Source organism: Streptomyces virginiae, from assembly GCF_000720455.1.
Classification (GTDB): Bacteria; Actinomycetota; Actinomycetes; order Streptomycetales; family Streptomycetaceae; genus Streptomyces; species Streptomyces virginiae.
Map to the genome: position 1 here is coordinate 539202 of NZ_JOAK01000003.1, position 25697 is coordinate 564898.

28 protein-coding genes and 2 pseudogenes are annotated in these 25697 nt (G+C 73.2%); 9 read left to right on the plus strand and 21 right to left on the minus strand.

Going from position 1 to position 25697, the window contains the following annotated elements:
- The first annotated feature begins 104 nt into the window (after nucleotides 1–104).
- Nucleotides 105–1049, plus strand: a complete 945-nt coding sequence (gene sigJ / locus IG86_RS0107840; protein WP_030895811.1) for an RNA polymerase sigma factor SigJ — start codon at nucleotides 105–107, stop codon at nucleotides 1047–1049.
- A gap of 82 nt (nucleotides 1050–1131) precedes the next feature.
- On the opposite strand, the gene IG86_RS0107845 is transcribed toward sigJ, so the two are convergent.
- The 3 genes and pseudogenes from IG86_RS0107845 to IG86_RS0107855 all read right to left on the minus strand — a co-directional run.
- On the minus strand, nucleotides 1132–1572 hold the full coding sequence (locus IG86_RS0107845; protein WP_030895815.1) for an STAS domain-containing protein: 441 nt from the start codon (nucleotides 1570–1572) through the stop codon (nucleotides 1132–1134).
- 208 nt (nucleotides 1573–1780) lie between these two features.
- On the minus strand, nucleotides 1781–3508 hold the full coding sequence (locus IG86_RS39770) for an RICIN domain-containing protein (RefSeq protein ID WP_157854787.1): 1728 nt from the start codon (nucleotides 3506–3508) through the stop codon (nucleotides 1781–1783).
- 266 nt (nucleotides 3509–3774) lie between these two features.
- Nucleotides 3775–4677: pseudogene (locus tag IG86_RS0107855) on the minus strand (EamA family transporter); the annotation flags it as partial.
- 103 nt (nucleotides 4678–4780) lie between these two features.
- Between IG86_RS0107855 and IG86_RS0107860 the strand changes: the two are divergent.
- Nucleotides 4781–5257: a MarR family winged helix-turn-helix transcriptional regulator gene (locus IG86_RS0107860; RefSeq protein WP_030817828.1), complete on the plus strand. Its 477-nt coding sequence runs from the start codon at nucleotides 4781–4783 to the stop codon at nucleotides 5255–5257.
- A gap of 42 nt (nucleotides 5258–5299) precedes the next feature.
- Here IG86_RS0107860 and IG86_RS38480 read toward each other — a convergent pair.
- Together IG86_RS38480 and IG86_RS0107870 are read right to left on the minus strand one after the other, a co-directional pair.
- Nucleotides 5300–5670: pseudogene (locus IG86_RS38480) on the minus strand (MerR family transcriptional regulator).
- Between the two features lie 27 nt (nucleotides 5671–5697).
- Nucleotides 5698–6459, minus strand: a complete 762-nt coding sequence (locus IG86_RS0107870; protein ID WP_030895824.1) for an SDR family NAD(P)-dependent oxidoreductase — start codon at nucleotides 6457–6459, stop codon at nucleotides 5698–5700.
- A 146-nt stretch (nucleotides 6460–6605) separates the two neighbouring features.
- Here IG86_RS0107870 and IG86_RS0107875 point away from each other — a divergent pair, with 146 nt between their 5' ends.
- Nucleotides 6606–6809, plus strand: coding sequence for a three-helix bundle dimerization domain-containing protein (locus IG86_RS0107875; RefSeq protein WP_159040586.1), 204 nt, complete (start codon nucleotides 6606–6608; stop codon nucleotides 6807–6809).
- The gene (locus tag IG86_RS39775) at nucleotides 6806–7228 is read left to right on the plus strand and encodes a hypothetical protein (RefSeq protein ID WP_051785023.1); all 423 of its coding nucleotides are present in this window, start codon (nucleotides 6806–6808) and stop codon (nucleotides 7226–7228) included. Before IG86_RS0107875 ends, IG86_RS39775 begins: the two co-directional genes overlap by 4 nt.
- A gap of 70 nt (nucleotides 7229–7298) precedes the next feature.
- On the opposite strand, the gene IG86_RS0107885 is transcribed toward IG86_RS39775, so the two are convergent.
- Both IG86_RS0107885 and IG86_RS0107890 read right to left on the minus strand, forming a co-directional pair.
- Nucleotides 7299–7586 carry a hypothetical protein gene (locus IG86_RS0107885; RefSeq protein ID WP_030030332.1) on the minus strand — a complete coding sequence of 96 codons (288 nt, stop codon included), beginning with the start codon at nucleotides 7584–7586 and terminating at the stop codon, nucleotides 7299–7301.
- Between the two features lie 149 nt (nucleotides 7587–7735).
- Nucleotides 7736–10282, minus strand: a complete 2547-nt coding sequence (locus IG86_RS0107890; RefSeq protein ID WP_030895830.1) for a helix-turn-helix domain-containing protein — start codon at nucleotides 10280–10282, stop codon at nucleotides 7736–7738.
- Nucleotides 10283–10446: 164 nt separating this feature from the next.
- Between IG86_RS0107890 and IG86_RS42905 the strand changes: the two genes are divergently transcribed.
- Complete coding sequence (locus IG86_RS42905; RefSeq protein WP_157854788.1) at nucleotides 10447–10620, plus strand: hypothetical protein; 174 nt, start codon at nucleotides 10447–10449, stop codon at nucleotides 10618–10620.
- Here the strand turns inward: IG86_RS42905 and IG86_RS38490 are convergent.
- The 4 genes from IG86_RS38490 to IG86_RS0107910 all read right to left on the minus strand — a co-directional run bounded on the left by IG86_RS38490 (nucleotide 10613) and on the right by IG86_RS0107910 (nucleotide 13033).
- The gene (locus tag IG86_RS38490) at nucleotides 10613–10819 is read right to left on the minus strand and encodes a hypothetical protein (RefSeq protein ID WP_037942003.1); all 207 of its coding nucleotides are present in this window, start codon (nucleotides 10817–10819) and stop codon (nucleotides 10613–10615) included. The two genes, IG86_RS42905 and IG86_RS38490, sit on opposite strands and share 8 nt — an antisense overlap.
- A 71-nt stretch (nucleotides 10820–10890) precedes the next feature.
- Complete coding sequence (locus tag IG86_RS44190) at nucleotides 10891–11214, minus strand: PI-PLC domain-containing protein (RefSeq protein WP_244305804.1); 324 nt, start codon at nucleotides 11212–11214, stop codon at nucleotides 10891–10893.
- Between the two features lie 339 nt (nucleotides 11215–11553).
- On the minus strand, nucleotides 11554–12534 hold the full coding sequence (locus IG86_RS0107905) for a magnesium transporter CorA family protein (protein WP_234316174.1): 981 nt from the start codon (nucleotides 12532–12534) through the stop codon (nucleotides 11554–11556).
- 283 nt (nucleotides 12535–12817) lie between these two features.
- On the minus strand, nucleotides 12818–13033 hold the full coding sequence (locus IG86_RS0107910) for a DUF6243 family protein (RefSeq protein WP_030895834.1): 216 nt from the start codon (nucleotides 13031–13033) through the stop codon (nucleotides 12818–12820).
- Nucleotides 13034–13381: 348 nt separating this feature from the next.
- Here IG86_RS0107910 and IG86_RS0107915 point away from each other — a divergent pair, with 348 nt between their 5' ends.
- The gene (locus tag IG86_RS0107915; RefSeq protein ID WP_030817806.1) at nucleotides 13382–14074 is read left to right on the plus strand and encodes an N-acetylmuramoyl-L-alanine amidase; all 693 of its coding nucleotides are present in this window, start codon (nucleotides 13382–13384) and stop codon (nucleotides 14072–14074) included.
- A 15-nt stretch (nucleotides 14075–14089) separates the two neighbouring features.
- Here the strand turns inward: IG86_RS0107915 and IG86_RS0107920 are convergent, their stop codons facing one another.
- From IG86_RS0107920 to IG86_RS45480, 6 genes are all read right to left on the minus strand, one after another.
- On the minus strand, nucleotides 14090–15565 hold the full coding sequence (locus IG86_RS0107920; RefSeq protein ID WP_030817803.1) for a M1 family metallopeptidase: 1476 nt from the start codon (nucleotides 15563–15565) through the stop codon (nucleotides 14090–14092).
- 167 nt (nucleotides 15566–15732) lie between these two features.
- Nucleotides 15733–16146, minus strand: coding sequence for an ATP-binding protein (locus tag IG86_RS0107925; protein WP_037942124.1), 414 nt, complete (start codon nucleotides 16144–16146; stop codon nucleotides 15733–15735).
- 300 nt (nucleotides 16147–16446) lie between these two features.
- Nucleotides 16447–17361, minus strand: a complete 915-nt coding sequence (locus tag IG86_RS0107930; protein ID WP_030817799.1) for a SigB/SigF/SigG family RNA polymerase sigma factor — start codon at nucleotides 17359–17361, stop codon at nucleotides 16447–16449.
- 189 nt (nucleotides 17362–17550) lie between these two features.
- Nucleotides 17551–18885 (minus strand): AI-2E family transporter, encoded by a 1335-nt coding sequence (locus IG86_RS0107935; RefSeq protein ID WP_078905835.1) that lies wholly within the window; start codon nucleotides 18883–18885, stop codon nucleotides 17551–17553.
- Between the two features lie 206 nt (nucleotides 18886–19091).
- Entirely contained in the window at nucleotides 19092–19478 is a 387-nt protein-coding gene (locus tag IG86_RS0107940) for a hypothetical protein (protein WP_030817790.1), read from the minus strand.
- 131 nt (nucleotides 19479–19609) lie between these two features.
- On the minus strand, nucleotides 19610–20032 hold the full coding sequence (locus IG86_RS45480) for a SpoIIE family protein phosphatase (protein WP_107056204.1): 423 nt from the start codon (nucleotides 20030–20032) through the stop codon (nucleotides 19610–19612).
- Between the two features lie 38 nt (nucleotides 20033–20070).
- On the opposite strand from IG86_RS45480, the gene IG86_RS0107945 reads away from it, so the two are divergent.
- Complete coding sequence (locus IG86_RS0107945; RefSeq protein WP_030895845.1) at nucleotides 20071–20409, plus strand: ATP-binding protein; 339 nt, start codon at nucleotides 20071–20073, stop codon at nucleotides 20407–20409.
- Here the strand turns inward: IG86_RS0107945 and IG86_RS0107950 are convergent.
- Nucleotides 20394–21938 carry a glycosyltransferase 87 family protein gene (locus IG86_RS0107950; protein WP_078848413.1) on the minus strand — a complete coding sequence of 515 codons (1545 nt, stop codon included), beginning with the start codon at nucleotides 21936–21938 and terminating at the stop codon, nucleotides 20394–20396. The two genes, IG86_RS0107945 and IG86_RS0107950, sit on opposite strands and share 16 nt — an antisense overlap.
- A gap of 114 nt (nucleotides 21939–22052) precedes the next feature.
- Between IG86_RS0107950 and IG86_RS0107955 the strand changes: the two genes are divergently transcribed.
- Both IG86_RS0107955 and IG86_RS0107960 read left to right on the plus strand, forming a co-directional pair.
- Nucleotides 22053–23195: a molybdopterin-dependent oxidoreductase gene (locus IG86_RS0107955; RefSeq protein ID WP_030817781.1), complete on the plus strand. Its 1143-nt coding sequence runs from the start codon at nucleotides 22053–22055 to the stop codon at nucleotides 23193–23195.
- A complete protein-coding gene (locus IG86_RS0107960; protein WP_030895850.1) occupies nucleotides 23195–23599 on the plus strand; it encodes a hypothetical protein in 405 nt (134 codons plus the stop codon). Before IG86_RS0107955 ends, IG86_RS0107960 begins: the two co-directional genes overlap by 1 nt.
- An 82-nt stretch (nucleotides 23600–23681) precedes the next feature.
- Here the strand turns inward: IG86_RS0107960 and IG86_RS0107965 are convergent, their stop codons facing one another.
- The 3 genes from IG86_RS0107965 to IG86_RS0107975 are packed head-to-tail and all read right to left on the minus strand — an operon-like array spanning nucleotide 23682 to nucleotide 25668.
- A complete protein-coding gene (locus tag IG86_RS0107965) occupies nucleotides 23682–24341 on the minus strand; it encodes a class I SAM-dependent methyltransferase (protein ID WP_030817777.1) in 660 nt (219 codons plus the stop codon).
- A complete protein-coding gene (locus IG86_RS0107970; protein WP_030817774.1) occupies nucleotides 24338–24958 on the minus strand; it encodes a TIGR04282 family arsenosugar biosynthesis glycosyltransferase in 621 nt (206 codons plus the stop codon). Before IG86_RS0107970 ends, IG86_RS0107965 begins: the two co-directional genes overlap by 4 nt.
- Nucleotides 24955–25668 (minus strand): glycosyltransferase family 2 protein, encoded by a 714-nt coding sequence (locus IG86_RS0107975; protein ID WP_030895854.1) that lies wholly within the window; start codon nucleotides 25666–25668, stop codon nucleotides 24955–24957. The genes IG86_RS0107970 and IG86_RS0107975 overlap by 4 nt, the downstream gene beginning before the upstream one ends.
- Nucleotides 25669–25697: the final 29 nt, after the last annotated feature.

Below are 25697 nucleotides of genomic sequence, written 5' to 3' on the forward strand. Positions count from 1 at the left end.
GCCCGTGAAATGTGAGGCGGTGCACGGCCTCACCTTTCGGTGACGTGTTTCGTCGGAGCGTGAAGAGAGAAACCGACGAGACGAGCGAGGGAGCAGCCGCGACCATGAGCACCCCATCCGAGCCCCGGCACCACGAGTCCGCACCGGAGCTGGACGCGATCGTCGGCGAGCGGCGCCAACTGATCAACCTCGGCTACCGCCTGCTCGGTTCACTGGCCGAGGCCGAGGACGTCGTGCAGGAGACGTACACCCGCTGGTACGCGATGTCGCGGGAGCAGCAGGAAGCCATCGAGTCACCCGGCGCCTGGCTGACGAAGGTGGCCGGCCGGATCTGCCTGGACGTGCTCGGTTCGGCGCGGGCGCGGCGGGAGCGCTACGTCGGCGCGTGGATACCCGAGCCGCTGCCCGACCGGGGGGAGTGGTCCGCCGGCGGGGGAGCGGGCGGCGGCCGCGTACCGGCGGACCCCGCGGACCAGGTCACCCTCGACGAGTCCGTGAACATGGCCTTCCTCGTCGTCCTGGAGGCCATGACACCGGCCGAACGCGTCGCGTTCATCCTGCACGACGTCTTCCGCTACCCCTTCGCCGACGTCGCGGAGATCGTCGGCCGCACGCCCGCGGCCTGCCGGCAACTGGCGTCATCGGCCCGCCGGCGCATCCGCGCCGGACGCACACCGGCGGCCCCGGTCGCGGGACAGGCCGCTCTCGTACGGCATTTCAAGGAGGCGTGGGAGTCCAGGGACATCAAGGCCCTCGTCGGCCTCCTCGACCCCGACGCCGTCATGACCGCCGACGGCGGCGGCATGGTCGGTACGGTCCTGCGCCCGGTCGAGGGCGCCGAGAGCATCGCCCAGTACCTGATCCACATCGCGGACAAGGCCCGGGGGCTGGAGCTGGTGGAGCGCAGGGTCAACGGCCGGCCCGGCCTCGTCGCCCAACACACCGGCGTACCGGTGACGGTGGCGGCGTTCGAGATCAACGACGGCCGCGTCAGCCGCATCTGGGCGGTCCGCAACCCCGAGAAGCTCCGCGCGTGGACGGAGGGCTGAGCCGCGCCCGTGCCTGCGGCCGTGTCTGGGCCCGGGTGGTGGGGCGCGCGGGTTGCCGTGGGCCCCACCACCCGGCCGTCGCCTACCCCGTGGGCCCCAGGCGCGGGGCGGTCTGCTGCGCGTGGATCAGGGGCTTGCAGGGAGAAGACAGCGATGCTGCTGCCGCGCGCAGGAGGCGTTCCACGGCGCGGGAGCGATGGGTGAGCCTGAGGCGGCGTCCCTGCCGGGGCCACCAGTCCAATGCGGCCAGGAAGCCGGAGTCGCAGAAGGTGACCCGCGAACAGTCCAGCACCAGGCCGGTGATGCCGTTGTCGGCCGCCGAGGCCAGGAACGCCCGCAGCGGAGCGGCGCTGAAGTGGTCGATCTCGCCCGCGAGGTGCACGACCAGGGTGGCGCCGAGGGTGGTGCAGGAGCGGATCAGTATGACGCCGGGCGCGGTGTCCGCGCCCGAGTCGTGCACGGTGGGCGGAGCCTCGGTCGCGAGCGGGGCGGGCAGTATCGGGGCGGTGCTTGAGGTATTCACATCCTCATCAACGCCTCCCGCAGGGTGTCGGGAAACGCGCGGCACGCCCCATTCACCCCATGCGACCAGCCCGTATCCCCGGAAGGGGGAAAGCTGCCACCCGGATGAGGCAGTGGGTGGCCGGGGGAACGACTTCCCCGCCCGCCCCGGTGCCGCAGCGCGGTGTGCGGCGGCTGCGGCGCCGTGGAGAGCGACGAACGCCTGTCGGTCAGACCCGCCACGTCAGCCAGGGGTCCTCACGGCAGTCCTGCTGGAAGGCGGGATCGTTCGTCCCGCCGCCGACCCGGGCCGCCACGCATTTGCCGCTGTTGACGTTGACCAGCTGCCACGCGGCGGAGGCGGCGTGGAAACGCATCGTCCACAACTGGTCCGGGAAGAGACCCTGCCGGTCCCCGCACAGGTACTGGGTCACGGCGGCGTCGTTGGTGACCCGGGCCGCGTCCACGGACAGGCACAGGCCGCTGAACCGGTTGCGGATCGAGTAGACGGTCCCGGCCGTGCCGCTGGACTCCTTCGTGAGGTGCCACAGCTGTTCGTGGTCCTCACCGCACTCGGCCAGGCCCAGCGGGTCGGCGGGAGTGGCGCTGTCCCGGGGTACGGCCAGACACCTGCGGCTGCCCGTGTTGGCCAGCCGGACCAGACCGGCCGCCGGTACGGACGGTTCCGCACCGGCTGGGGGAGGCGACTGCGGGGCCGTGGCAGTGGGCGGGGTCGGCCCGCCCGCGGCTGGTGCGAGGGTGTGCGGGGACGCCGGACCGGACGTGGGCGGCGGCGAGGCGGGCGGCCGCTCGGCCGGCGGCGACGCGGGCGCGGGGGCGGCGCCGGACGGCCCGGCCGACGGGGTCGGGGAACCGGGCACCGGGCCGGTCGGCGCCCCGCCGGGGGCCGGGGCCTGCAGCCGGTCCGGGCCTGCCCCGACCGGGACGACCAGCGGCTGCCGCCCGCCGAGGACGACCAGCGCCGCCGCGGTGATCGCGACGACGCCGAGCACCGCCGCGGCGACGAAACCCGCGCGGGTGGACGTGACGGCCCGCGCGACCGGCGGGGCGGCCACGGCGAGCGCGGCCCGGGAGGCGGTGGCCGAAGCGGGGGAAGCGGTGGAAGCGACGGTGACCGGCGCCGCCGTCAGCCGATCGACGCGTTCCAGGACCACCCCCTCGATCGGCCCCTCGTACGCGCGGCACTCCTCGTCCACCTCGTGCTCCAGGCGCCGCACCTCCCCTCGCACGTACTCCAGCACGTCTGCCGTCCGGGCCAGTTCGCGTGCGAGCCCGCCGCCGCCCGGAGGCAGCGCCCTCCTCCCGTATGCCGCGGTGATCCGCCGTGCCGCCGCGCGGACGGCCCACGCTGCGGCGAGCTGCTCCATCGCACGGTCCAGCAACCCGCCCGCTGCCACCGGCCCGGGCCCGGACGTCCGCCCGGAGGCTGGCCGTTGTTCGGGCCCCGCTGCCGACGGATCCGCCGCATACGGCTCCGACGCGTACGAATCCTCCGCATAATCCTCCGCCGACGGATCCTCCGCCGCGCCCGCCCGCCGGGGCCGCTCCCCGGCGCCCTCCCGCTCCGCGAGCAGCGTGGCGATCACCGTGGCCAGCTGCCGGACGATCCGTTCCGACTCCGCGAGATCCGCCTCGGCGCGCCGCAACGCCTCGTCCAGCCGGGGCGGAGGCTCGGCGTCCGCCCCGGCGACCAGGGCGGCGTCGTGCAATCGTCCGGCCCGGCGCAGCATGGCCTCGCGACCCCGCCCGTCGCGCACCCGGTCCCGTACCACCGCGTTGAGCCGGCCCAGCGGGATGATCCGGGTCCCGGAGCGGTACTCGCCCCAGCTCGTCTTCCCCCCGCCGTACCGCTGTGCCATCTCGCGCACCGTGAGCCCTGCGGTGAGGTCGACCAAGAACCGGGCGAGGTCGTCCGCCGCCCCCGTCGCGCCCTTCATGGCCCCCTGCGGGCGCCCCGCTCGCGCCATCCCTGCCCCCTGATCCGTCGGCGGACGACCGGGGCCGTCCGACCTCCTGAGACCGGCTGGTCAGCCCCTCCGTCCCCGGGCCCCGCCGGACGACTCCGCCACCCGGCGAAGCCCGGGACCACGGAACACCGGCCGGTGGGAACCGTCCAGCGGAAGGCGTGCTGTTGGCGCGAACCCACCGCGCAATCGTCCGCCCGCGGGGCATCGCCCGGACCGGCCGTGTCCCGCCGGTGCGGGCGGCCGGCCCGCCGGCCCTTGCCCCCGGGACGGCCGAGGGCGACACCGGCCAGTACGAGCGCCAGCCCGCCCAGCTGCCGGCCCGTCAGCACCTCGCCGGCGACCACCGTCCCGAGCAGGACACCCGTGACCGGGTTGAGCAGCCCGATCAGACCCACCGTTCCGGCGGGCAGGTGGCGGAGGCCGGCGAACCAGGCCGCGAAGGCCAGTGCGGTCGCGACCAGCCCGACGTAGCAGAACGCCAGGAACGCCGCCGGGGACACCGGCGGCGGAGCGCCCTCCACGGCCACGGCGACCGGCAGCAGGAGCAGGCCCCCGGCGGTGAGCTGCCAGGCCGTCGAAGCGAGCACGCCGGCACCGGCGGCACCGGCGGGGCCTTCGGCGGACCGCTCGCCGCCGGTGTTCCACCGCTTGGTGAGGATGTGGCCGAAGGACGACACCAGGACCGCCGCGGCCGAGGCCATGACGCCCGGAAAGCTGATCCCGCCCGCTCCGCCGAGCAGCATCAGGCACACCCCGCCGAGCCCGATCGCGGCGCCCGCCAGATGGGCGGCGCCGGGCCGCTCGGCCACCAGGGCCCAGGCGGAGAGCATCATCACCAGCGGGGATACCGCCATGACGGTGGAGGCCACGCTCGTCGGCAGCAGCTGCGAGGCGGCGAAGACGAGGACGAAGAACACGCTCACGTTGAGCAGCCCGAGCACCGCGGACCGGCCCCACCAGACCCCGCGCGGCAGCCGACGGCACAGTGCCAGCAGCACCAGGCCGGCCGGCAGTGCCCGCAGGGCGGCCCCGTACAGCGGATGGTCCGCCGGCAGGAACGCGTGGGTGACGAAGTAGTTGGCCCCCCAGGCCACCGGCGCGACCGCGGTCACGGCCACCCAGCGCGTATTACCTTCCATGGAAGGTAATATACCTTCCATGGAAGCCAATGAGCCGTCCGAGGGCCCACCCGGAGAGCCGTCTGCGGAGCCGTCCGGGGAGTACGGGCCTGCCGCGGACCGTGTGGCCCGCATCCAGGCCGACTGGCGGCGCGAACGGCCCGACCTGGATGTCGGCCCCCAGGGCGTCATCGGCCGGCTGCACCGCCTCGCCGACCGCCTCGGAGCGGAGCTCCGCCTCGTCTACGACCGGTACGGGCTCGGCGAGGGGGAGTTCGACGTCCTGTGCGCGCTCCGCCGCGCGGGGGAGCCGTTCGAACGGGCACCGGGCGAGCTCGCCGCCCACACCATGGTCACCACCGGTGCGATGACGAAGCGGATCGACCGTCTGGAACGCTCGGGGCTCGTCACCCGCCGCCGCGCCGGCGACGACCAGCGAGGCCGCATCGTCGCCCTCACCCCGGCCGGCCGCGACCTCGTCGACCGTGCCTTCACCGACCACATGAGCAACGAACGCCGGCTGCTCGACCTCGTGACGCCCGAGGAGGCGGCGGCACTGGAAAGGCTCCTCACCGCCTGGCTCACCCGTCTGGAGGACTGAGCCGGAGGAACGGGGGCCGAGCCGGCCGGGTCGGGCCACGGGTCAGGCCACGGGCCGGACCCGGTCGCCGGACCCGTGCCGCAGGGCGGCCCGCAGCCGGTCGCGGGCCTCGGTCTGGGCGGCGATCCGTGCGTCGAGGACGGCCATCCGTTCCAGCGCCACCCGCAGCCCCCTCTCCGAGGGCGGCGCGGCGGCCACATCGCCGTCCAGGCAGGGCAGGAACACCTGTACGTCGTCGAGGGTGAGTCCGGCGGCGAGGAGGCAGCGGATGTTCCGGACCCGCACCACGGCCCCGTCGTCGTACGCGCGATAGCCGTTGGGGGTCCGCTCGGAGCTGATCAGACCGGCCTGTTCGTAGTGCCGCAGGGCACGGGGAGTCGTCCCCGTGCCCTGGCCAGCTCGCCGATCCTCACGTGATCCACCCCCGGGGGCCAGTCCTATCACGCCACGACCGCCCCGCCGTCGACCGGGAGGACGACTCCGGTGACGAACGACGCGGCCGGCGACGCGAGCCGGGTGATGGCCCATGCCACCTCCTCGGGCCGGCCGATGCGGCCCAGCGGGGTGTGGGCGAGCTGCCATTCCCGCACCGCCGCCCGGCGCTCCGGCGTCAGGCCCTGGTGTTCGCCGATCGGGGTGTCGACCGCGCCGGGGGCGACCGCCACCACACGGATGCCGCGAGGTGCCAGCTCGACCGCCCAGCTGCGCGTCAGCAGTTCCAGCGCGGTCTTGGTCGCCGCGTAGACCGAGCTGCCCGGCCAGGCCCGCTGGCCCACCGACGTACTCACATTGACGATCACCCCGCTGCTCGCCTCCAGCGCGGGCAGCGCGGCCTGGGCCAGGAGGACGGGGGCGACCAGGTTGGTGGCGATCTGCGGGGTGATCGACTCCGGGGTGAGGCTGCCGAGGGCGCCGCTGCGCACGACGGCGGCATTGTTGACCAGTACGTCCAGCCGGCCGTACAGCTCCTGTGCGGTGTCGACGATCCGCTCGGGCTCGCCCGCGCCGGTGATGTCCGCGGCCAGTGGGGTGATCCGGTCATGGAGGGCGGCGGTCTCGCGGAGCGGTTCGGCCCGCCGGCCGACGGCGACCACGTGGGCTCCCTCGGCGGCGAAGGCCCGGGCGGTGGCCCGGCCGATCCCGCTGCCGGCCCCGGTGACGACGACGACCCTGCTGCCCTGCGGTGCGGTGCTGATGTCCATGCCCCGATCGTTCAACCTTGCCGTCAGTGGCAAGGTCAAGCGGTCGGCGGCCGGCCGCCGACCGGGTCGGCGAAAGATCGACTTCCCGGAGAGGGGGCGCACCGCGAAAATGGGGGAGGGGTCCGACCGGGAGGCTGGGGCGTGTGATGGCGGAAACAGAAGACGCACTTACCATCCGCGCTGTCGCCGAACGGCTGATGAAAGCGCACCCACAGCTCGACGCCGGCCTGGTGCGCAGCTCGGTGCAGACGGCCTACGAGGAACTCAGGTACGCGCGTGTGCGTACCTATCTGCCGGTCCTGATGGAACGCAGGGCCCAGGACCTGCTGCCTTCCGAGGTGACGGAATGAGCCCGAAGACCTGGGCGCATCCGTCGGCGAGGCCGTGGTGCGGGGAGGGGCGGTCCTACCTCTCCCTCGGCTCCAAGGACTCGATCCTGTCGATCGGCTCCGTCGGGTCCGTGCTGTCGATCGGATCGGTCGGGTCGGTCCTGTCCGTCGGATCGGTGGGCTCCGCCCTCTCGGCCGCGTCCATCGGCTCCTCCCTCTCGCTCCTCTCCGCCGGGTCCTGGCTCAGCATGGGCTCGCTGCTGTCCGCACGGTCCCGCTGGTCGGTGCTCTCCTGGCGCTCGCGCGACGGATTCCTGGCGGCAGGACTCCTCGCCGCGACCGCCGTGACCGCCACCGCCACCGCCACCGCCGCCCTCCGCACGACGCACCGCCGCGACCGGCCCGCCGACGCGGCCCGCAGGCGCGGGGCGGTCCGCTGAGACGCGGACGAAGGGGCCCCGAGAACGATCCTCGGGGCCCCTTCGGGCGAGCGCGGCGGCGTTCCCCCGGCTACTTCGCCTTGAGCAGCTGGTCGACCCGCGGTACGGACAGACCGGTCAGTTCCGCGACCTGCTTGAGGGTGCGGCCCTGCTTCAACTCGCCCACGGCGGCACTGCGTATGAGCTTGGCCTGCTTGGCGCCGGTGAGCAGTTCGTCGGTGACCAGCCGGGCGCCGCGTTCACGGGTGAGCGGGGACTCGATCTCGGCGAGGCGCGTACGGACCGCCTGCATGTACTGGTCCGTCAGGGCACGCAGGTCGTCGTACACCTGCTCGTCATTCGTGCTGGTATCGGTCATGTGGGTCAGCGTACTTGTAAGTAGTTCGCGGTCGGCTGCTTCCGGCGCCTCTCGAAGTCCGTTGCAGGGCAACCTTGTTCGCGCGCCGTGGTCGTACGCCACCTCCTCACCTCGGCGGGCGCGGCGGCGTGGCAGGGGCAGTGGGACACTCAACAGCACCCGTACTCGGGGAGGATGTGTCCGCGGTAGCGCTGCGGCCGGCTCACGGCCGGCGCCGTCTCCCCGGCCGTGAGCCGGCCGAGCAGCTCCGCCGCCCCCGCGGTGCCCGCGTCGACCTCCGCGCGCAGTTCGTCGGCGAGACCGTGCGCGAAGAGGAGCCGAGTCAGCTGCTCGGGTGCCCACCACGCGCGGAGCAGCACTCCGGAAGCCATCCGGTTCCGCAGCAGGTCCAGGGCTTCGCGCAGCCGCCCGTGGTCGGCGAGCAGCTCCGTCAGGTGCCTCGCGGCCGGTACGTGCCCGCCGTCCGCCATGGGCCCGACGATGCCGAGCGCCCGGTCCACGTGCCCCTGTCCGGCGAGGAGCCGTGTCCAGCGGGCGATCGCGGGCCACATGCCCGTCGCCGCCAGGGCCGGGAGTTCCTCCGACGGGCAGAGCTGCGCCCACTGTTCGTGGAGGTTGGAATCCCGTGCGGCGGCCGCACGCAGGTGCCGGACGGCCTCCGCCTCGCGGCCGTGCGCGACGAGGACGTCGGCCAGCATCGCGTGGGCCTTGCTGTGGCCGGCCGCCACGAAGGGGCGCAGCACGGCCAGGGCCTCCTCGAACCGTCCCTCCTCCACCAGCAGTTCGACCACCCGGTCCGCGGCTCCCCGCTCGGTGCGCACGTACGGCAGGTAGAGCGCGATCGCCTCGTCGCGCCGGCCGCGCCGGGCCAGCAACTCGGCCAGTCTGCCGGTCGAGTTCACCTGGCCCGCCGCCGCCCGCGCCCGTAGCGCTTCCTCGTCACCCAGCTCCGCCAGCAGGTCCGCCAGGTGACCGTCGGCGGCCCGGCCTCCGCCGGCCGCCCACCGTCGCGCGATCCGGACGGCCTCGTCCGCACGGCCCACGCGGACCAGGAGCTTCAGCAGTTCGGGCCCGTCGCCCTGCGCGGAGAGCAGGTCGACCGCCTCCTGCGTACGGCCCCGTTCGGCCAGTAGTCCGGCCCACTGCGCGGTGGCCCGAGCCCTGTCGGGGTGCCAGTCGGCGTGCACCGCCGGCCGCAGCACTTCGAAGGCCTCCTCGCTCCGGCCCTGCCGGATCAGCTCCTCGGCCAAGGTCGCTGCGCCCCGGTGGTCGCCGCGGTCGAACAGCCGCCGGTGGAACGCGGCCGCCTGCTCGTACCGCATCCGCAGACCGGCTGCCCGGGCGAGGCGCTGCAGGTCCGCCGGGTCGTGGCAGTGCTCGCTCAGCGCCCGCCACACGGCGTCGTCGGGACAGAGCGCCCGACGGGTCTCGCGCGCCCGCTGCAGGAGGTAGTCGGTGGCGATGTACCCGGTGGCGACCTCCATGTCCCCGTCGGTGCACGGCATCAGCGCCGGGGCCACGCCGCGCACCGGGGCCGTGGCGTAGTCGAGGGAGCTGCGGAGCCAGTCCGGTGGTGCGACGGCGCGCCGGTCCTTGAGGTACCCGCGTACGGCGGCCCGCAGGAACTCCTCCGAGACCGGGCCGTGCACTCCCATGCGGCGGGCGTCGACCGCGGCGGTGATGACGTGTTCCGCGTACGGGTCCGGGGCGCATTCCCAGCGGCGCACGAGGTCGGGCGCCGCCGCGAGGACCTGCGTGAATCCGGTGTCGGCGCTGTCGAGCGCGGCACGCACCCACGGGTCCTCGCCCGCCCGCGCCAGGGCCCGGGCGTGCTCGGCGGGGGTGAACGCGTCGGCGACGTCGAAGACGCGGGCCAGTTCGAGCAGCCGGCGGTCCTCGTCGCCGCGGCCGTCCCCCGTGCGGCGCGGGGCGAGGACGCGGGCCTGGTACTCGGTCGTCCAGATCGTTCCCACGATCACCGTGCCGGCGTGGAGCAGGGTGCGTACGGTCCCCTCCGTGAGGGGGTCCGCGGTCCCGAGGTGGGCCTGCAGTTCGTCCAGCCACAGCACGGTCCGCGGTGTCGGCGCCGCCGCCAGCTCGCGGATCGCTCCGGTGCCCGCCGGCTGGACCAGCCACCACTCGGGCAGCACCTCCAGGACGGCCTCGTGGAGCGTGCGCGTCTTGCCCACGCAGGAGCGGCCGTTGAGGAGCAGGAAGCCGCCGTCCCGTGCGGCGTCCGCCAGGGCCGCGCGCAGGCCCTCGTCCAGATCGCGCGGTACATAGCCCGGCGTCTCGTCGCGGGCTTCCTCGAACTCGATCGGGACGCGCACCCCGAGCCGGTGCGGCAGGGCCTCGCGGACCCTGACGGCCCCCGGGGCGGCCGACCGGCGGCCGGGGCGCGCCCGTTCGAGGGCTGCCCTCCACGGGCGCACATCGGCCAGAGGGACCTGGCACACCATCAGGTACGTCAGGAGGCGCTCCGGGGTCGGAAACTGCCCGCCCGTGGCATAGCCGTGCGCCGAAGCCCTCGACAGCGCCGCGCACCGCCCCCCGTCCGCGATCCGTCCGGCCCTCTCCGCCATCTGCGCGTAGGACAGGCCCGCGCGCACGCGCAGTCGTTCCAGTTGTTCGGCCAGCTGCCGCGGTGTCGTCACCGAGGACGGATCGATGCCGTGGACGTCCAGTGGACGGGTCATCCACACGTCTCCCTCGTGCGCCGTCCTCGCCGGTCGGGCGCGGACGAAGCGGGCCGCTCCGTCCGGCCCCGTCCGATCTCGTTGCCGGACGGCCTTCCGGGGCCCTGCAATCAGGGCGTCCACCGAGCGTAGTCCGTCGCTCGCCAAGCGTCAGGAGATTGCCCATGCACTGGTCGGATCTGGCCCAGGCCGCCGCGGGTCTGCTCGCGCTCGCCTCGGCCGTCGTCGAGCTGACGGCCGTGATCACGAAGCGCAGGCGCACGGGACACGCCGAAGACCCGACGCCGCATGAGCGCCGGGCCTCGGACGAGACAGAGGGGAACGGCCCCGTCAGGTGATCCTCTGGCTGGTTCCGTCGGGCAGGGTGCAGGTGTCACCGCCGTACGGGATCGACTTGATCTGCCCTCCCGCGTCCGTGCACTCCTGCCTGGTGATGGTGGGAGACGCGGCGGCCTGAGCGCTGACGGCGCCGACGGCGCCCGCTCCGGCGAGGGTTGCTGAGGCCAGGATGAGGCCCAGCGTTCTGCGGATACGCATGGCTTCCTCCTCACGGGCGCCTCGCGCGGACCTGGGGGAGGACAGCCCTCAGGCCGAAGGTGCCCTACTACTCAGCATGGGCGCTGCCCGGGAGGTCCGCGAGGCGAGCCGGACACCCGCGCCGGGCCCCTCGGGGGCCGTGTCCCGCGGGGCCGTACGCGCTCTGCGCGCCTACGCAGTCCGGCCACGCTGCAGCCGCGGTTCTCCTTCTCCCCGCAGTGGTTCGGGTCCTTGATGTCCAGCCACACCAGCGCCAGCCGGCGTCCCGCGGAGGCGTGGGAGAGGATGCGGTCGATCATGCTGTCGAAGCTGGGGCCGAGCCGGTTGTCACCGGCCGAGGAACAGTCGTGGTAGGCACGCCATTCGTTGGGGTTCCACCAGGCACAGACGTCCATCTCGATGCTGTTGGCGCCGTGTTAGAGCGCGGCGTCCACGCCGCCTAGCGTGTCGACGCGGTGCGCGATGGCGTAGACGGGCGCCGCTGGTCGGCTGCCGCAGCCGGGGCCGCGCCGAGCGCGGTGGTACCGACGACCGCGCTCAGGGCCGCGATCAGCGCCAGGAGCATCCGTGGGGCGGCACCCCGTGTGAGGTGAGTGATCAAGAACGTACTCCGTCATGTCGGTTTCCGAGGCGGACGGTTGATCTCGTCCGCCGCATGCCGACATGCGGTAGATGCAGGATGAATGAATCCGGTTGTGTGCGGCGGCGCGGTCGGCGGGAAACCGCCGCCGCCCCTACTCGTCGTCGAGGCCGCCGTCCTCGTCCCGGAGTCTGCGCCACAGGCCGGTGCGGTGCAGGGTGTAGAGCGCGATGACGAGGAAGGCCACCTGCAGTCCCACGGCGAGCAGCCAGAAGACGGCCTCGCCCTCCATCTCGTCCGTCAGGTAGGTGAAGTTCATGCCGAAGAACCCGGTCAGGAAGGTCAGCGGCAGGAAGATCGTCGACACGATCGCCAGGCGGTTGATGACGCCGTTCTGGTCGGCGGACACCAGGGAGGAGTAGCTGCTGAACGCACGGCGGGCCGCCTCCTGGAGCGACTCGATGTCCGTGAGCACCAGCCCCGCCGTGCGCTGGTACTCGCGGACCAGCCGCTGGCGCTCCTCCGGGACGCTGCCGCTCATCATCCGGCGGGTGACGGTCTCCTCCGTCACCCGGTGGTACGGCAGGAGCGTGTGGTGCAGGAGGGCCGCCGTGCGTCGCAGCCGCGCCAGCCGGTAGACCTGCTCGGGCTGCCGCTGCCGGAACATCTCGTTCTCCAGGTCCTCCACGTCCAGCAGGGCCTGGACGGCCGACCCGCGGTACGTCTCCAGTGCCTCGTCGAGCAGCAGGAACAGCATGGCCACCGCGTCCGGCGGACGTTCGTGCGGGAAACGGGCGGTGAGGCTCTGGACCAGCCGGGCCGCCGCCCCCCGGTGCACCGTGACGAGATACCGCTCGGTCACCACGGCATGGACGTGGACGACCTGGCCCGCCTCGACCGCGGGCACGACGAACGCGGCGCTGTCCCCGAGGTACTCGGCCCGGGCGGACTCGCCCTCCCGGCCCAGCCACGCCAGGTCCGCGGCCCCCAGGCCCAGCAGGTGCGCGAGCGGCTGCCCGGTGGGCGAAGCCTCCTCGGACAGTTCCACGTCCACGAGCAGGAAAGGGGACGTCGCGAGACGCTCACGCGCCTCGGACGCGTGGGCACGCGTCATCGTGCCGTCCGGCATGGGCATCAGCGATACGATCATTGCCCCTCGTCGTGTGCCGGGTCTGGTGCAGTGCCTCCCAGCCTGTACGCGCGCCGGCCCGCCGCCATCCCGGTGGCGCGTTCGCCCGCGAAACCACCTCGAACAGGTGAGGTCCCGCGCGCGGCCCGGCGACGACATGCGCCCCGAAACCCCGGCACGGCAGGGTGGTGCCGACGGTGTCCGGCGGCGGGGGTGAGGCCCGGGGCCGCCAATCCGGGGCTGCCAATCCGCGGCCGCCCCTGAGGTGCCGCCGTGCGGCGGCGGCGCCTCAGCTCTGCTCGGTGTCGTCGCCCGCCTGCCCGGCGGCCTCGGCCGCGCGTGCCTTCTCCTGCATCTTGCGCACCAGCTCCGCCTTCTTGTCGGCGGCACTCTGGCGGTCCAGGTTGCGGTGCGGACCGTTGTTCTGCCGTTCGGCGCGGGACAGCCTCTTGCGCTGGCCGCCGCCCTGGCCCACGGGGTTGTTGATGTTCTTGCTGTCGGTCACGGGTTCTCCCGGTGGTGATGTGTGGTGATCTACGGATTCATCGGCGGGGGACGGGCGCGGCGACGTCGAAGGACGTCAGCGGGGGTCCGTCACGCTCTCACTCGTGAATCGGCGTCTGGAAGAACATGACAAAGACGTTACCCGGTTCCGTCGGCCCCGCGCGCCACGCGCCGGCCGGTGCCGGTCAGGGGTGAGGGTGTGCGCCGAGTGGTGGAGGACCGGCTTGCCGGGGTGCGGGCGCTGGTGAAGCATCACATTTCGGGATGCACCGCCCGTGCACCGTGATGCCACGGCTCGCGGCGGGGCGTCCTCGACCTGCCTGCCTGCTCGACTGCATGAGGAGTGGCCATGGAAGACAGCCCGCTGAGCCGTCGACGGCTGTTGTGGGGTGCTGCCGGCGCGGCGGGCACGGCCCTGGCCGCTGTCGGTCTGCCCCGGCTGATGAGGCCCGAGGAGAGGGCGAAGGCCGCACTGCCGAGCCCCGGGCGCAAGACCCCCGGCGCCGCGGGGCCGCCCGCGGCACTGCGGGCGGACTCATCGGTGGACTACGCCCCCGCCGTCTGGGTCGAAGCCTCCGAGTCCAACTACACGGCCTCCGACCGTCCCGAGTCGTACCCCATCGAATACGTCGTCATTCATCTGACAACGGACATTTTGCCGATCATGTTCGCCAAGTTCAAGGACGACGCGGAGAGAGTGTCGGCGCACTACATGATCAGCGCAACCGGCACGCGGATCACCCAGTGCGTGCGCGAGCGCGACGTGGCCTGGCACTCCGGCAGCGTCTGGTACAACCACCGCAGCATCGGCATCGAGCACGAAGGCTGGACCGATCAGCCCGTGTACACCGACAAGCTGTACGAGACATCCGCCGTGCTCACGGCCACGATCTGCGCGAAGTACGACGTGCCGGTCGACCGGGACCACATCCTGGGCCACGTCGAGGTGCCGCTGTCCACGCACGACGACCCCGGGACCGCGTGGAACTGGGACCAGTACATGAAGCTCGTCGAGACCGCCCGCCGGCGCATCAGGGCCTGACACCGCGTCGCCCCCTCACGTGGGCTTGCCGTCGCCGTACAGCCACGAGTCCCAGATCGAGTCGAGCTTCCGGCCGGCCCTGGCCTCCACGTACGTGGTGAAGTCGCGCGTGGAGGCGTGGCCGTGGCGGTGGCGCAGGGTCCAGCCCCGCACCAGGGCGCGGAATCCCTCGTCGCCCACGGCCTGCCGGATCTTGTGGATCACCATCGCGCCGCGCACGTACACCGGCTGGCCGGAGATGTCCGAAGCGCTCGGCGGCTCGGCGGGCGGGAAGTCCCACTCGTCGTCGTCCGCGGCCTTGGCGTGGTTGCGGTCGAAGTGGTCCTGGGCGCTGGCCCCACCGTGGTCCTCGGTCCACAGCCACTCCGCGTAGGTCGCGAAGCCCTCGTTGAGCCACATGTCCCGCCAGGTTCGCGGGGTGACGGAGTTGCCGAACCACTGGTGGGCCGTTTCGTGCACCACGTTGGTGGTGTGGAAGATCCCGGCCGGAATGGTCGCCCGGGTCTGGGTCTCCAGGGCGTAGGGCACATCGGCCGCCTGATCGACGATCAGACCGGCGGCGGAGAAGGGGTAGGGGCCGAACCTCCCCTCGGCCCATTCCATGATCTCGGGGAACCGGCCGAGGACCTCTCCGTCCTCGTCCACGCCCGCGGTCGTGTCCATCGCCGACACGACCGGGATGCCCGACCGGGTCCGGGAGGTCTTGATGTCGTAGCTGCCGATCGCCACGGTCGCCACATGGCTGGCCATGGGCTCGGCCTGGTGCCAGTGGAAGGTGGTGCGGTCGCCGCTGGTGTGCTGGGCGCGCAGCTGGCCGTTGGAGATCGCCTGCACCCCCTTGGGGACCGTGACGGTGATGTCGTACGAGGCCTTGTCCGAGGGGTGGTGGTTGCCGGGGAACCAGGACATCGAGCCCGTCGGCTCGCCGAACGCGACCGCTCCGTTGCCCGTCCTCATCCAGCCTTCGCGCCACCCGTGGTCATGGGTGACCGGCTCCGGCGCACCCGCGTAGCGCACGACGCCGCGGAAGGCGGCGCCCTTCCTGAGGTGATCGCGCGGCTGCAGGGTCAGCTCCTGCCCGTCACGGCGAACCATCGCCTCGCGGCCGTCGACGGTGGCGCTCAGCACCTCCATGCCGAGGAGGTCGAGGTTGAAGGAGCTGAGGTCCGCAGTGGCCTTCGCGGTGATCTCCGCGGTGCCCTCCAGGCGGCCGCTGCCGGGCTCGTAGGACAGGGTCAGTGCGTAGTGGGTGACGTCGTAGCCGCCGTTGCCGAGCGTCGGGAAGTACGGGTCACCGGCGCCCGCGGCACCGGGGTGCCCGCTGCGGAACACCGTGCCGGGTGCCCCCGTCCGAGCGGTGTCCGCGCCGGTACGAGCCCCCGCCCCACCGCCGTCACGGCCGTCGGACTCCGAGCACGCGGGGAGTGCGGCGAGCAGGCCCGCGACCGCGAAGGCGGCCAGACGTCCGGAAGTCTTCACGCAGCCGATCATGACCCAGCCCCCGAGCGCCCCGACCTCGCCACGCCGTGCCCGTGGCCCCTCTGGCGGGCACGGCACCGGCCCGGCGTCCGGCGACCTCGTGGCAGCGAGCCCGACCGGCACCACCGTCGAGTGGCACGACAGTACGGAACCAGCACGGTCGGGGTTCTTGCCGGGCCCTACGCCAGCCGGGAGGCCGCGATCTCGGCCCATACGGCCTTGCCGGTTCCGTGGACATGGGTGCCCCAGCGATCGGACAGGCGCTCCACGATGAACAGACCGCGGCCCCCCGGGACTCCTCGTTGCGGCGCCCGGTTGCGTACCGGAAGGGTCGTCATGCCGTCGTGGACTTCGATGCGCAGGGACGCTTCATCAGCGGTCAGGACGAGTTCGCGGCAGCCGTGTGCGTGGAGTGACGCGTTGGTCAGGAGCTCGGAAACGAGGAGGAGGATGTCCTCAGAGGTCTCGGTCTCGTTCCAGCCCCAGTCCCGCAGGGCCCGACGCGTGAAATCGCGCCCCTTGGCCACCAGCCCGGGGACGCCCGCCAGGGCGAGCCTGCGGCGCTGGCTCCCTGAAGGAGGGCCGACTGTCATGGGACGGCCCGCCTCCGTTTCCATCGTCTCCACGGTGACGCCACCCCCGCGTTCGCCCGCCACTCCGGCTCCCGGCCGCCGGCCCGTACCGCGGTTGGCGCCCGTGGGCCGGGTCGGCCGCACGCCCCCGGACGGTGCGGGAGGCCTCAGCACGGTCGTGACGGTGCAGGGGACCCGGCCGGCGGCGTCGCCTGGTGAACCCGGGGCGTGAAAGTGCGGAACTCCACCCGGTCTGACGGGCATCTTCTCGATCTCGGACGGCGGCGCTGTGCTTCCCGGTACGGGCGTCATGGCTCGCCCCTACACCGTGAGCATGCCGGCGCGCAGCCGGGCGAGAGTACGGGACAGAAGGCGAGAGACCTGCATCTGCGAGATGCCCAGTTCGGCACCGATCTCGGCCTGGGTCCTCTCCTGACCGAAGCGCATCTGCAGGATCAGCCGGTCACGCTCGTCCAGTTGCTGCAGCAGGGGTGCGAGGGTGTGGAAGTCCTCGAAGAGTTCCATGGCGGGATCGTCCTCGCCCATGACCTCCGCCAGGGGTCGGGTGGCCCGGCTGGTCGGGGAAGCCGCGTCGCTCTCCCCGGCGGCGGTGTCGAGGGAGCCGCTCGTGTAGCCGTTCGCGGCGACCAGTCCGTCGATGACCTGCTCCTCGGTCAGTTCGAGGTGGGCCGCGACCTCCTTGACGGTCGGGGCCCGGCCCAGGACGTCGGTCAGGGCCTCCTGCGCCTTGGCCAGTTCCACACGCAGTTCCTGGAGGCGGCGCGGGACGTGCACGGCCCAGGTGGTGTCGCGGAAGTGGCGCTTAATCTCACCGAGAATGTAGGGGAGGGCGAGGGTGGAGAACTCGACCTCCCGTTCGGGTTCGTAGCGGTCGATTGCCTTGATGAGGCCGATGGTCCCCACCTGGGTGATGTCGTCGATGTCCAGGCCCCCGCCCATCACGCGGGCGCGGAAGCGCCGCGCGGCGAACTGGACGAGCGAGAGGTTCATCTCGATCAGGGTGTTGCGCGTGTACTGGTACTCGCGCGTCCCCTCCTCCAGCGTGCGCAGTCTCTGGAAGAACACGCGCGACAGTTCGCGTGCGTCACTCGGCGCCATCTCACGGGCGTTCTCCACCCGGCGCGGTCCCAGGTCCTGAGCCGGTTCCTCCGGGGCGCCGGTGGCTTGCTCTTCTGCTGCCCGAACGGGGCCCATGACGGTGGCCGAGCGAGACATACGACCGCTCCCTCCCAGTTGACTGACGCCTGTCCGCCCCTTCTGCCCCCGCTTCGCACTTCCATGCACGTGCTGGGGCCGGGTGTTCGCCATCGCCGTCGCAGGCTCGGGTGACGACGGCTCCGACACGAGTCGGTGAACGGCTTAGGGAGGCGCCGAGGGCCTTGGGCCCGGTTCCCGTTCCGGGGTTCACTCCGCGGCATCGGGGGGCCGCTCCGGTGGGTGCTCCGGCACCCCGGACGGTTCCGGGTCCGGTGCCGTGCTCGGTTCGGTGGCCGTTTCCGGCACCGTCCTGTCGTCCTCGTCCTCGTCCTCGTCCTCGTCCGCGGAGGACCGGAGGTGCACGATCACGGTGTTCGCGACGGCCACCAGCGGGACGGCGACGACTGCGCCGCCGATGCCGGCGATCAGCCCGCCGGTGGCGACGGAGAGGGCCACGGCCAGAGGATGGATCCGGACGGCCCGCCCCAGTATGAAGGGTTGCAGGACGTGGCCCTCGATCTGTTGGACGAGGAGTACGACCACCAGTGTCATCAAGGCGGTGAAGACGCCCTGGGTGACCAGCGCGACGATCACGGCGAGCGCGCCGGAGGCGATGGCGCCGATCAGCGGCACGAAGGAGGCCAGGAAGATCACCACGGCTATGGGTATCGCGAGCGGTACGCCGAGGATGTAGATCCCGACGCCGATGAACACGGCGTCGATCAGGGCGACGATCAGCGTTCCGCGGATGTAGGCGGTGAGCGTGCGCCAGGCCGGCGGGCCCGCTCCGGCGACACCGGGCTGTACGGCGACCGGTAGCAGCCTCACCGTCCACTCCCAGACCTTTCTGCCGTCGTACAGCAGGAAGAGCGTGATGAACATCGCCAGGAGCATGCCGGTGATGACTTCGATCAGGACGGTCACTCCCTGGAGACCGGTCGAGGTGATCTCGTTGGTGCTGGTGCCGATGGCATCGCTCAGGCGCTCGGTGATGTCGTTGATCTGCTGCTCGGTCACGTGGAACGGGCTGTTGAGGAGCCACTGTTTCAGTTCCGCGATGCCTTCCTGGAGCCGTTCGGAGAGGCTGTCCAGGTTGTCGAGCACCTGCCATACGACGAACCAGCCGATCAGCCCGAGCGAGATGAACCCGCAGAGCGCCGTGACGACGGTGGCGAGCCCCTGGGGGAGTCCCCGACGGTGCAGCCGGGCGACGGTTGGCTGCAGCAGCGCGGTGATCAGCAGCGCGGCGACGAAGGCGAGCGCGACGAGCCGGACGGCGCCGATCACCCGCATCACCACCCAGAGGGCGGCGGCGAGTACCAGGAACCGCCAGGCGATCTCGGCCGCGACCCGTATGCCCCAGGGCACCGCACGGGCCGCGTCCGGAGCGCGGTCGCGGGCCTGGGCCGGCCGGAGGCGTACCGTCCGTTCCCGCTCGGCCGCCTCCTCGGCGTCGTGGCGGGCCAGGGCCTGCGCACGCCGCTCACCGACTGCGGCCGCTGCGCTTCTGGCGTGGCCGAACAGGTCACGGATCCCGGACATTCCGGACCTCCCTCCGCCCCTTGTGCCCGTCTGTCCGCGTTCTGCGTGTTTCGTCGCGCTCGCCGCGAACTTCACGGCCCACGGCGTCCCGGGAGCAGGTGCTGTTCCCGCTGATCCGCGCGGACGTCGGCCGGGTCGTCAACAGCGGAGAAGTCGAGGCGGGCGAGGACGGGAGAGGCGGCGGCGCGGGTGGAACGCGCCGAGGGTCAGTCGGCGCTGCCCGGCGGGTCCTGAGGGTCGACGCCGGTGGACGCGGATGCATCCTTGGTCCCGCTCGGTCGCTGGGAGCGACCCCGGGGACCGGTGTCGTGCATGCCCTTCTCGCCACGACCGGCCTTGCTCTGGTCCTCGCCGCGGCGACCCCTGCTCTTCACGGGCTCGCCGTGCGGGTTGCCGGCCTCCTCCTTGGAGACCTCGCGCCCAGGGCCCTTGTCAGGGGCGTACTGCTCGGGGTGGAAAGAGCGGCGGGCGCTCGGGTTCTGCTGCTGACGGGTCTCGTCGACATCGGGAGACCAACCGTGCTGTTCGGTGCCCTTGTGCGGGCTGGGTCCCTCGCCGTGCGGAGGCTGGGACGGCTTCGGCTGCTTGGCCATGACGTGGCTTGCCTGCCTTTCCTGCGGACGGGGAGGTTCCGGTGACACTTTCCAGCCTAGGCGCCCCGGTCACGGTCGGCGTGCTGTGCGTGGACCACACGCTGCCCCACCTCAGGCCGTTGGCGCCGGCGTCAGGTCGTCAGGGAACGCGTAGTGCCGGCAGGACGACGTCGTGCTCCGCCAGGAGGATCACGCGGCCGTCGGGGGTGGGCAGAAGCGGTGGTGGGTGGCCGGCGCGACGGCGGGCTGTACGGGGGACGGTCGAGGGTGGCCCGCCTCAGCATGCTGCGGACCCGGCCCATCACGGTGGCGGCGTGCATGTCATGGCCGGTGATGTCGCCGACGGTGACCATCAGCGCGGATTCTGTGCCGGGTGCCATGATCGGCGACGTATCCGGAGGCCGCGACGAGCGCCTCGCGGTCGGCCACGAACACCGCTCGCCGCTCATGCACGGCGGGAGCGCCGGGGAACGAGTCATCCGCCGCCCCCGCCCTCTGCCATATCCTGTCCGAGGCCGATCACCCCGCGGGTGGCGCACCGGGGCGGGCAGCATGCCAAGGGGGAAGGCAGTGACAGCAGATGTCTGAACCGATGGCCCGTCTGAGGTGCGAGCAAGCCCGTCAGATCGCCCGGCACACCCTCGCCCACCAGGCCGAAGGCCTGGTGGGCGACGCGCTGATAGTCGTCTCCGAACTGGTCTCCAACGCCCTCCGCCACGCGGGCGGCGTGACCGGCTTCAGCGTCCGCATCGACGGCGGCACCGTGGTCATCGAGGTCGCCGATGCCTCCCCGCAGCTCCCGCGCTCCCCGGGTACCCCCGCGCACGTGCCGGGCGGCTTCGGCTGGGCGCTGGTCAACAGCCTGTCCCAGCGCACAGAGGTCCGTACCGGCCCCCACGGCAAGACCGTCACGGCCTACCTCGCGCTCTGACCCGCCCCGTCTGCTGCCCCGCCCCGGACCTGAACGACCCTGCCGAGCGTCGACCGCGGTACCACCCGCAAAGCGCCCCAGCGGTGCGGGGAGCGGGCGACACCGTGAGAGGGCAGCGGTGCGGATCCTCCGGCTCCTGGTGAGGCCGGTCGTCGTCGGAGCCGGTCCGTCACGAGGACGAGGACGGTGGCGGCGCCGTAGGCCAGGTCGGTCAGGGCCGGCTGATAGCCGAAGGCCGGGCCGAGGACGTAGACGGCGGCGCCCGCGAGGGGGATCCCGAGCCATTCCCAGCGCCCGTCCAGGGCCACGAGCGCGATCAGGAGCAGCGCGTACCAGGAGTAGCCGGGCGTGAGGAGGACGAAGGCCCAGCCGGTGACCAGCAGGGCGCCGCTCCACGGGCGCCGCGGATCGCCGCGCCACATCACGTACAGGGCCACGGCCGCGATGACGACGAGCAGTACGGGGAACGCCCAGGTGTCGGGCAGGACCAGGCGCAGGAGCGAGTAGCGGGACCCGGCCGAGGGGTCGTCGTAGCCCTCCTCCTCGACGTAGCCGCCGAGGTAGCCGAAGACCGAGCCGTGGGAGAGGAAGGCGTACGGGAGGTAGGCGAACACGGCGGAGGCTGCGACGGGCAGCAGGACCGTCGCGGCGTCCCGGGCGCGCCGGACTCCGCACAGTGCGCCGGGGAGGACGACGGCCGGCATCAGTTTCGTGGCGATGGCGGCGCCGATCAGCGCTCCGCCCGCCGCCCGACGGGTCAGGGCCCCGGAGGCGACGAGGCCGAGTCCGGCGACGGTGAGGAGCACCCCCAGCACGTCGATGTGCGCGTTGTTGACCGCCTCCAGCGGAACGGCCGGGCACCAGGCCCAGTACGCCGCCTTGCGCAGGTCCTCTCCGCGCCGTCGCAGGATGAGGAGCAGCGCCCCCGTGACGCCGAGGGAGGTCAGGGCCGCGCCGATCTGGAGCGGCTTGTGCCGGGCGCCCGCGGGGGACAGCCGGTCGACGGCCAGGAAGTACGCCTCGGCGACAGGCGGGTAGATGGTGTGCACGGCGGGCCTGTTGATACGGGTGCAGTGGGGGCTGCCGCCGCTCGGAGGGATGGGCGCGAGGTCCGGGCCGCCACACGCGGCGCCGGTGGGGAAGAGCCAGGGGTCACGCAGCAGGGCGAGCGCCGGGTCCTGCGGGGTGTGGTCGTACGGGGAGACGCCCGCGGACTGGACGCGGCCGTCCCAGGCGTAGCGATAGGAGTCGGTGCTGGTCCGCGGGGGCCCCAGCAGCCCGGTCACCGTGACGGCGACGGCCCCCGCGACGATCAGCCACGCGAGGCGGCCGGACGGGGCCCGGCGCAGCGCGAGCAGAGCGACGGCGAAGAGCGCCCAGCCGAGCGCATACCACCCGAAGAGCACGACGGGGTCGCTGGAACGGCCCCCGTACCGGACGGTGAGGGCGAGCGCCGTCGTGAGTGCGGCGAGGGCGAGGACACTGGCCACGAGTGCGGTGCGAGGAGTGAGGGCGGTAAGGGGGTTCACCTGCGGAAGCGTTCCAGGAATCGGCCCTGCGGCGGTGGGTGGCGCCGCGGGCGTCCGTGTTTCGTAAGGTGTTCCAGCCACCTGAGCGGCTCTCGTCGGGGGTGTGATGGGGGCATGCGTTTCACCCTGCCTCCGGGGCCGCCCGTCACCTTCAAGGCGCGCCTGCACGATGCCCGTACCGCGACCGCGATCGGCCGCTGGCTCGGCCTGGCCGTGGTCGTCTGCTTCGCGACCGGTGTACTGAGCCACTACCTCCAGCACCCGCCGGGCCGGCTGGCCGACCTGCTGCCGCCCCGACCGTACTGGGGCTACCGGCTCACCCAGGGACTCCACGTGGCCTCCGGGACCGCGGCGGTCCCGTTGCTGCTGGCGAAGCTGTGGGCGGTCTACCCCCGGCTGTTCGTATGGCCGCCGGTGCGCTCGCTGCGGCACGCCCTGGAGCGGATCTCCGTGGCCGTCCTCGTCGCGGCCGCCCTGTTCCAACTGTGCACCGGCCTGCTGAACACCTTCCAGTGGTACCCGTGGCCCTTCAACTTCGTTCCCGTGCACTACGCGGTCGCCTGGCTCCTGCTCGGCTCGCTGCTCCTGCACCTGGCCGTGCAATGGCCGCAGATCCGGGACCACTTCACGAGCCGTTCTCCCGGAACCCTGGCCCTGCCCGCGGCCGACGGGCCCGACCGGCGTCAGCTCCTCCTCGGTGTCACGGCCGCGGCCGGTGCGGTGACGCTGACCACCGTCGGACAGTCCGTCACCGCCCTCGGAGCGCTGGACCTGTTCGCCCCGCGCAGCCCCTCCCACGGGGTACAGGGACTCCCCGTGAACAGGACGGCGGCAGCCGCACGCGTCACCCGGGCCTCGCTGGCCGACTGGCGGCTGACCGTGGACGGGCCCCGTCCCTACACCCTCACGCTGGAGGAGCTGCGCGCCATGCCCCAGCACGACGTCACCCTGCCCATCGCCTGCGTCGAGGGCTGGAGCAAGTCCGCGCACTGGACCGGAGTACGGGTACGGGACCTCCTGCAGCGGGCGGGCGCCGGACCGGATGCGCGGGCCCGGGTGGTCTCCCTCGAAGCGGCGGGCGCCTACCGCGTCATGGAGATGGGCCGGCTCTACGCGCAGGACCCGCTCACCCTGCTGGCGCTGCGCCTGAACGGCGAGGTGCTGTCCCTGGACCACGGCTATCCGGCGCGGATCATCGCCCCGAACCGGCCCGGTGTGCTCCAGACCAAATGGGTCGGCCGACTGGAGGCCGCGTGATGAGCCTGCGACACGTGACGGGCGGACTCGGGCTGCTGTGCGCGGCCTGGGGCGGATGGCTGCTGCTCCGGCAGCCCGAGCCGTGGCGGATCGCCGTGTGGCTCGGGGGAGCGGTCGCGGTGCACGACGGGCTCGTCGCACCACTCGTGTTCGCGGTCGCGGCCCTCGCCGCCGCCGCGGGCCTGCGCCTGCGCGGCGTCCCCCGTGCGGCGCTGATCGTCGCGGGCTCCCTGACGGCGATCGCGCTTCCCCCGCTCCTGCGCCCCGGCCCCGCGGCCAACCCGACGGTGCTGCCGCTCGACTACCTGCGCAACTGGCTGCTGGCCATGGCGGCCGTCGCACTGGTCACCGTCCTGCACGCCGCCCTGCGGGCCCTGACGCGCCGGGCCGGCCGCCGGGCCTGACGACGAGTCCCGCACGACAACCGCCGGGGTGGGGTCCGCGCCGCTGCGGACCCACCCCGGCGGTTCTCCGTGGCCCGGCCGGTCAGCGGGTCAGGTGCACGAAGTGCCGGCCCGCCGCCTGCCAGATGTCGTACGGGGTCCAGCCCGCGGCCCTCGCCCCGGCGTGCAGGGCGCGGGTGCCGAGCCGGGCCCACCAGAAGGAGGCTCCGCGGCCACCGGTGCCGTCCTCGACGTGGACCTCGACGCGTTCGTCGACGTCGGCGGTGGCCACTTCGACGAGGAGGGATCCGCCGGGTGCGGCCAGTTCGCGGGCCCGGCGCAGCAAGGCGGCCGGGTCGCCGCCGATGCCGATGTTGCCGTCCATGAGGAGGACCGTGCCCCAGCCGCCCTCGCGGGGCAGCGGGTCGAAGACCGACCGGCACAGTGCGCTGCCGCCCGCCCGCACCGTGCGGGTCACCGCCTCGGGGGTGACGTCCACCCCGAGCGCCGTGTGTCCGAGCCCGGCGAGCGCGGCGACCAGGCGGCCCGGTCCGCAGCCGATGTCGAGGACGGGGCCGGTACATCGGGCCAGCACGGTGTCGTCGGCCGCGTCGGGCTCGGCGCACCACCGCTCGACTTCGAGGGGCAGCAGCCAGCCGTCGTGCCGCCGGAGGTAGAGCGGGCCGTGGCCGGCGCGCAGGGCGTCGGCGTACGGGTCGGCCCGCCAGGCCCGCGCGGCGGGCTCGGTCAGCTGGGCGGTCATCGCGTCACCGCGCACAGGCCGGAGTACCGGGCGGCGAAGCGGGTCCGCGGTGCGGTCGCGGCGACCCGTGCCGCATCGGCGGGGGTGTCCACGTCGCACAGCTCGGGCAGGTCCCGTACGGCCAGCCCCGCACCGGTCAACCGGCGACGCTGCACCTGCCCGGTGTGTGCCACGGACATGGGGACGCCGAGCAGGAGGGCCGGGTCGGGTTCGGCCAGGCCGAGCGCCCAGAACCCGCCGTCGTCGGCGGGCCCGAACCAGGCGTCCGCCTCCGCGAAGTCGAGCCCGAGCGCGAGCAGGCCGGGGGTGACCTGCGGGGTGTCCATCCCGATCAGCAGGGCGGGTCCGCCGGCCAGGGCGAAGGCCGCGGCCAGCCGGACGTCCAGGCCGCCCGCGCACTGGGGGACGACCTCGATGCCGGCCGGGATCCAGGGCTCGGGCTCTCCGTCCAGGACCAGGACGCGGCGCCCGGCCGGGGTGGCCATGACCGCGGCGAGGGTGTCCTCCAGTGCGGCGCGTGCCAGGCAGGCGGCCTGCTGCGGCGTGAACTGCGGGGTCAGGCGGGTCTTCACCCGCCCGGGGACGGGGGCCTTGGCGATGACGAGGAGGGTGCTCATGCGGAGATTCCCTCGGTCGGTGCGGTGCGGGTGACCGGCGGCTCGGCCAGGACCCGGCGCATGTCGCGCACGGCGTGCCAGGTGCCCCTCCAGGTCCCGGTGACCTTCGACTTCCCGGAACGCGGCAGATAGGGGACGTCCGTCTCGGCCACCCGCCAGCCCGCGTCGGCGGCCCGTACGACCATCTGGAGCGGGTAGCCGCTGCGCCGGTCGGTCAGGTCCAGGCCGAGGAGCGCCTCGCGGCGCGCGACCCGCATCGGCCCGAGGTCGTGCAGCCGCAGCCCGGTGCGCCGGCGCAGCATCCGGGACAGGGCGATGTTCCCGGCCCGCGCGTGGACGGGCCACGCGCCGCGCCCCTGAGGACGGCGGCGGCCCAGCAGCAGGTCCGCCTCGCCGGCGGCGACCCGCCCGGCCATGGGGGCGAGCAGCCCGGGATCCATGGAGGCGTCACAGTCGCAGAAACAGACGAAATCGGCGCGGGCGGCGGCCAGTCCGGCGTGACAGGCCGCGCCGAATCCGCGCCGGGACTCGTGCACGACGGTCGCGCCGAGAGAGCGGGCGATGTCGGCCGAGCCGTCGGTGGAGCCGTTGTCGACGACGATGGCCCGCCACCCGGACGGCACCCGCGCCAACACCCAGGGCAGCGCCTCGGCCTCGTCGAGGCAGGGAAGTACGAGGTCCGCGCGGGGCGGACGAGCAGAAGGAGTCACCCTCCACACCGTAGGAACCGGAAGGCGCA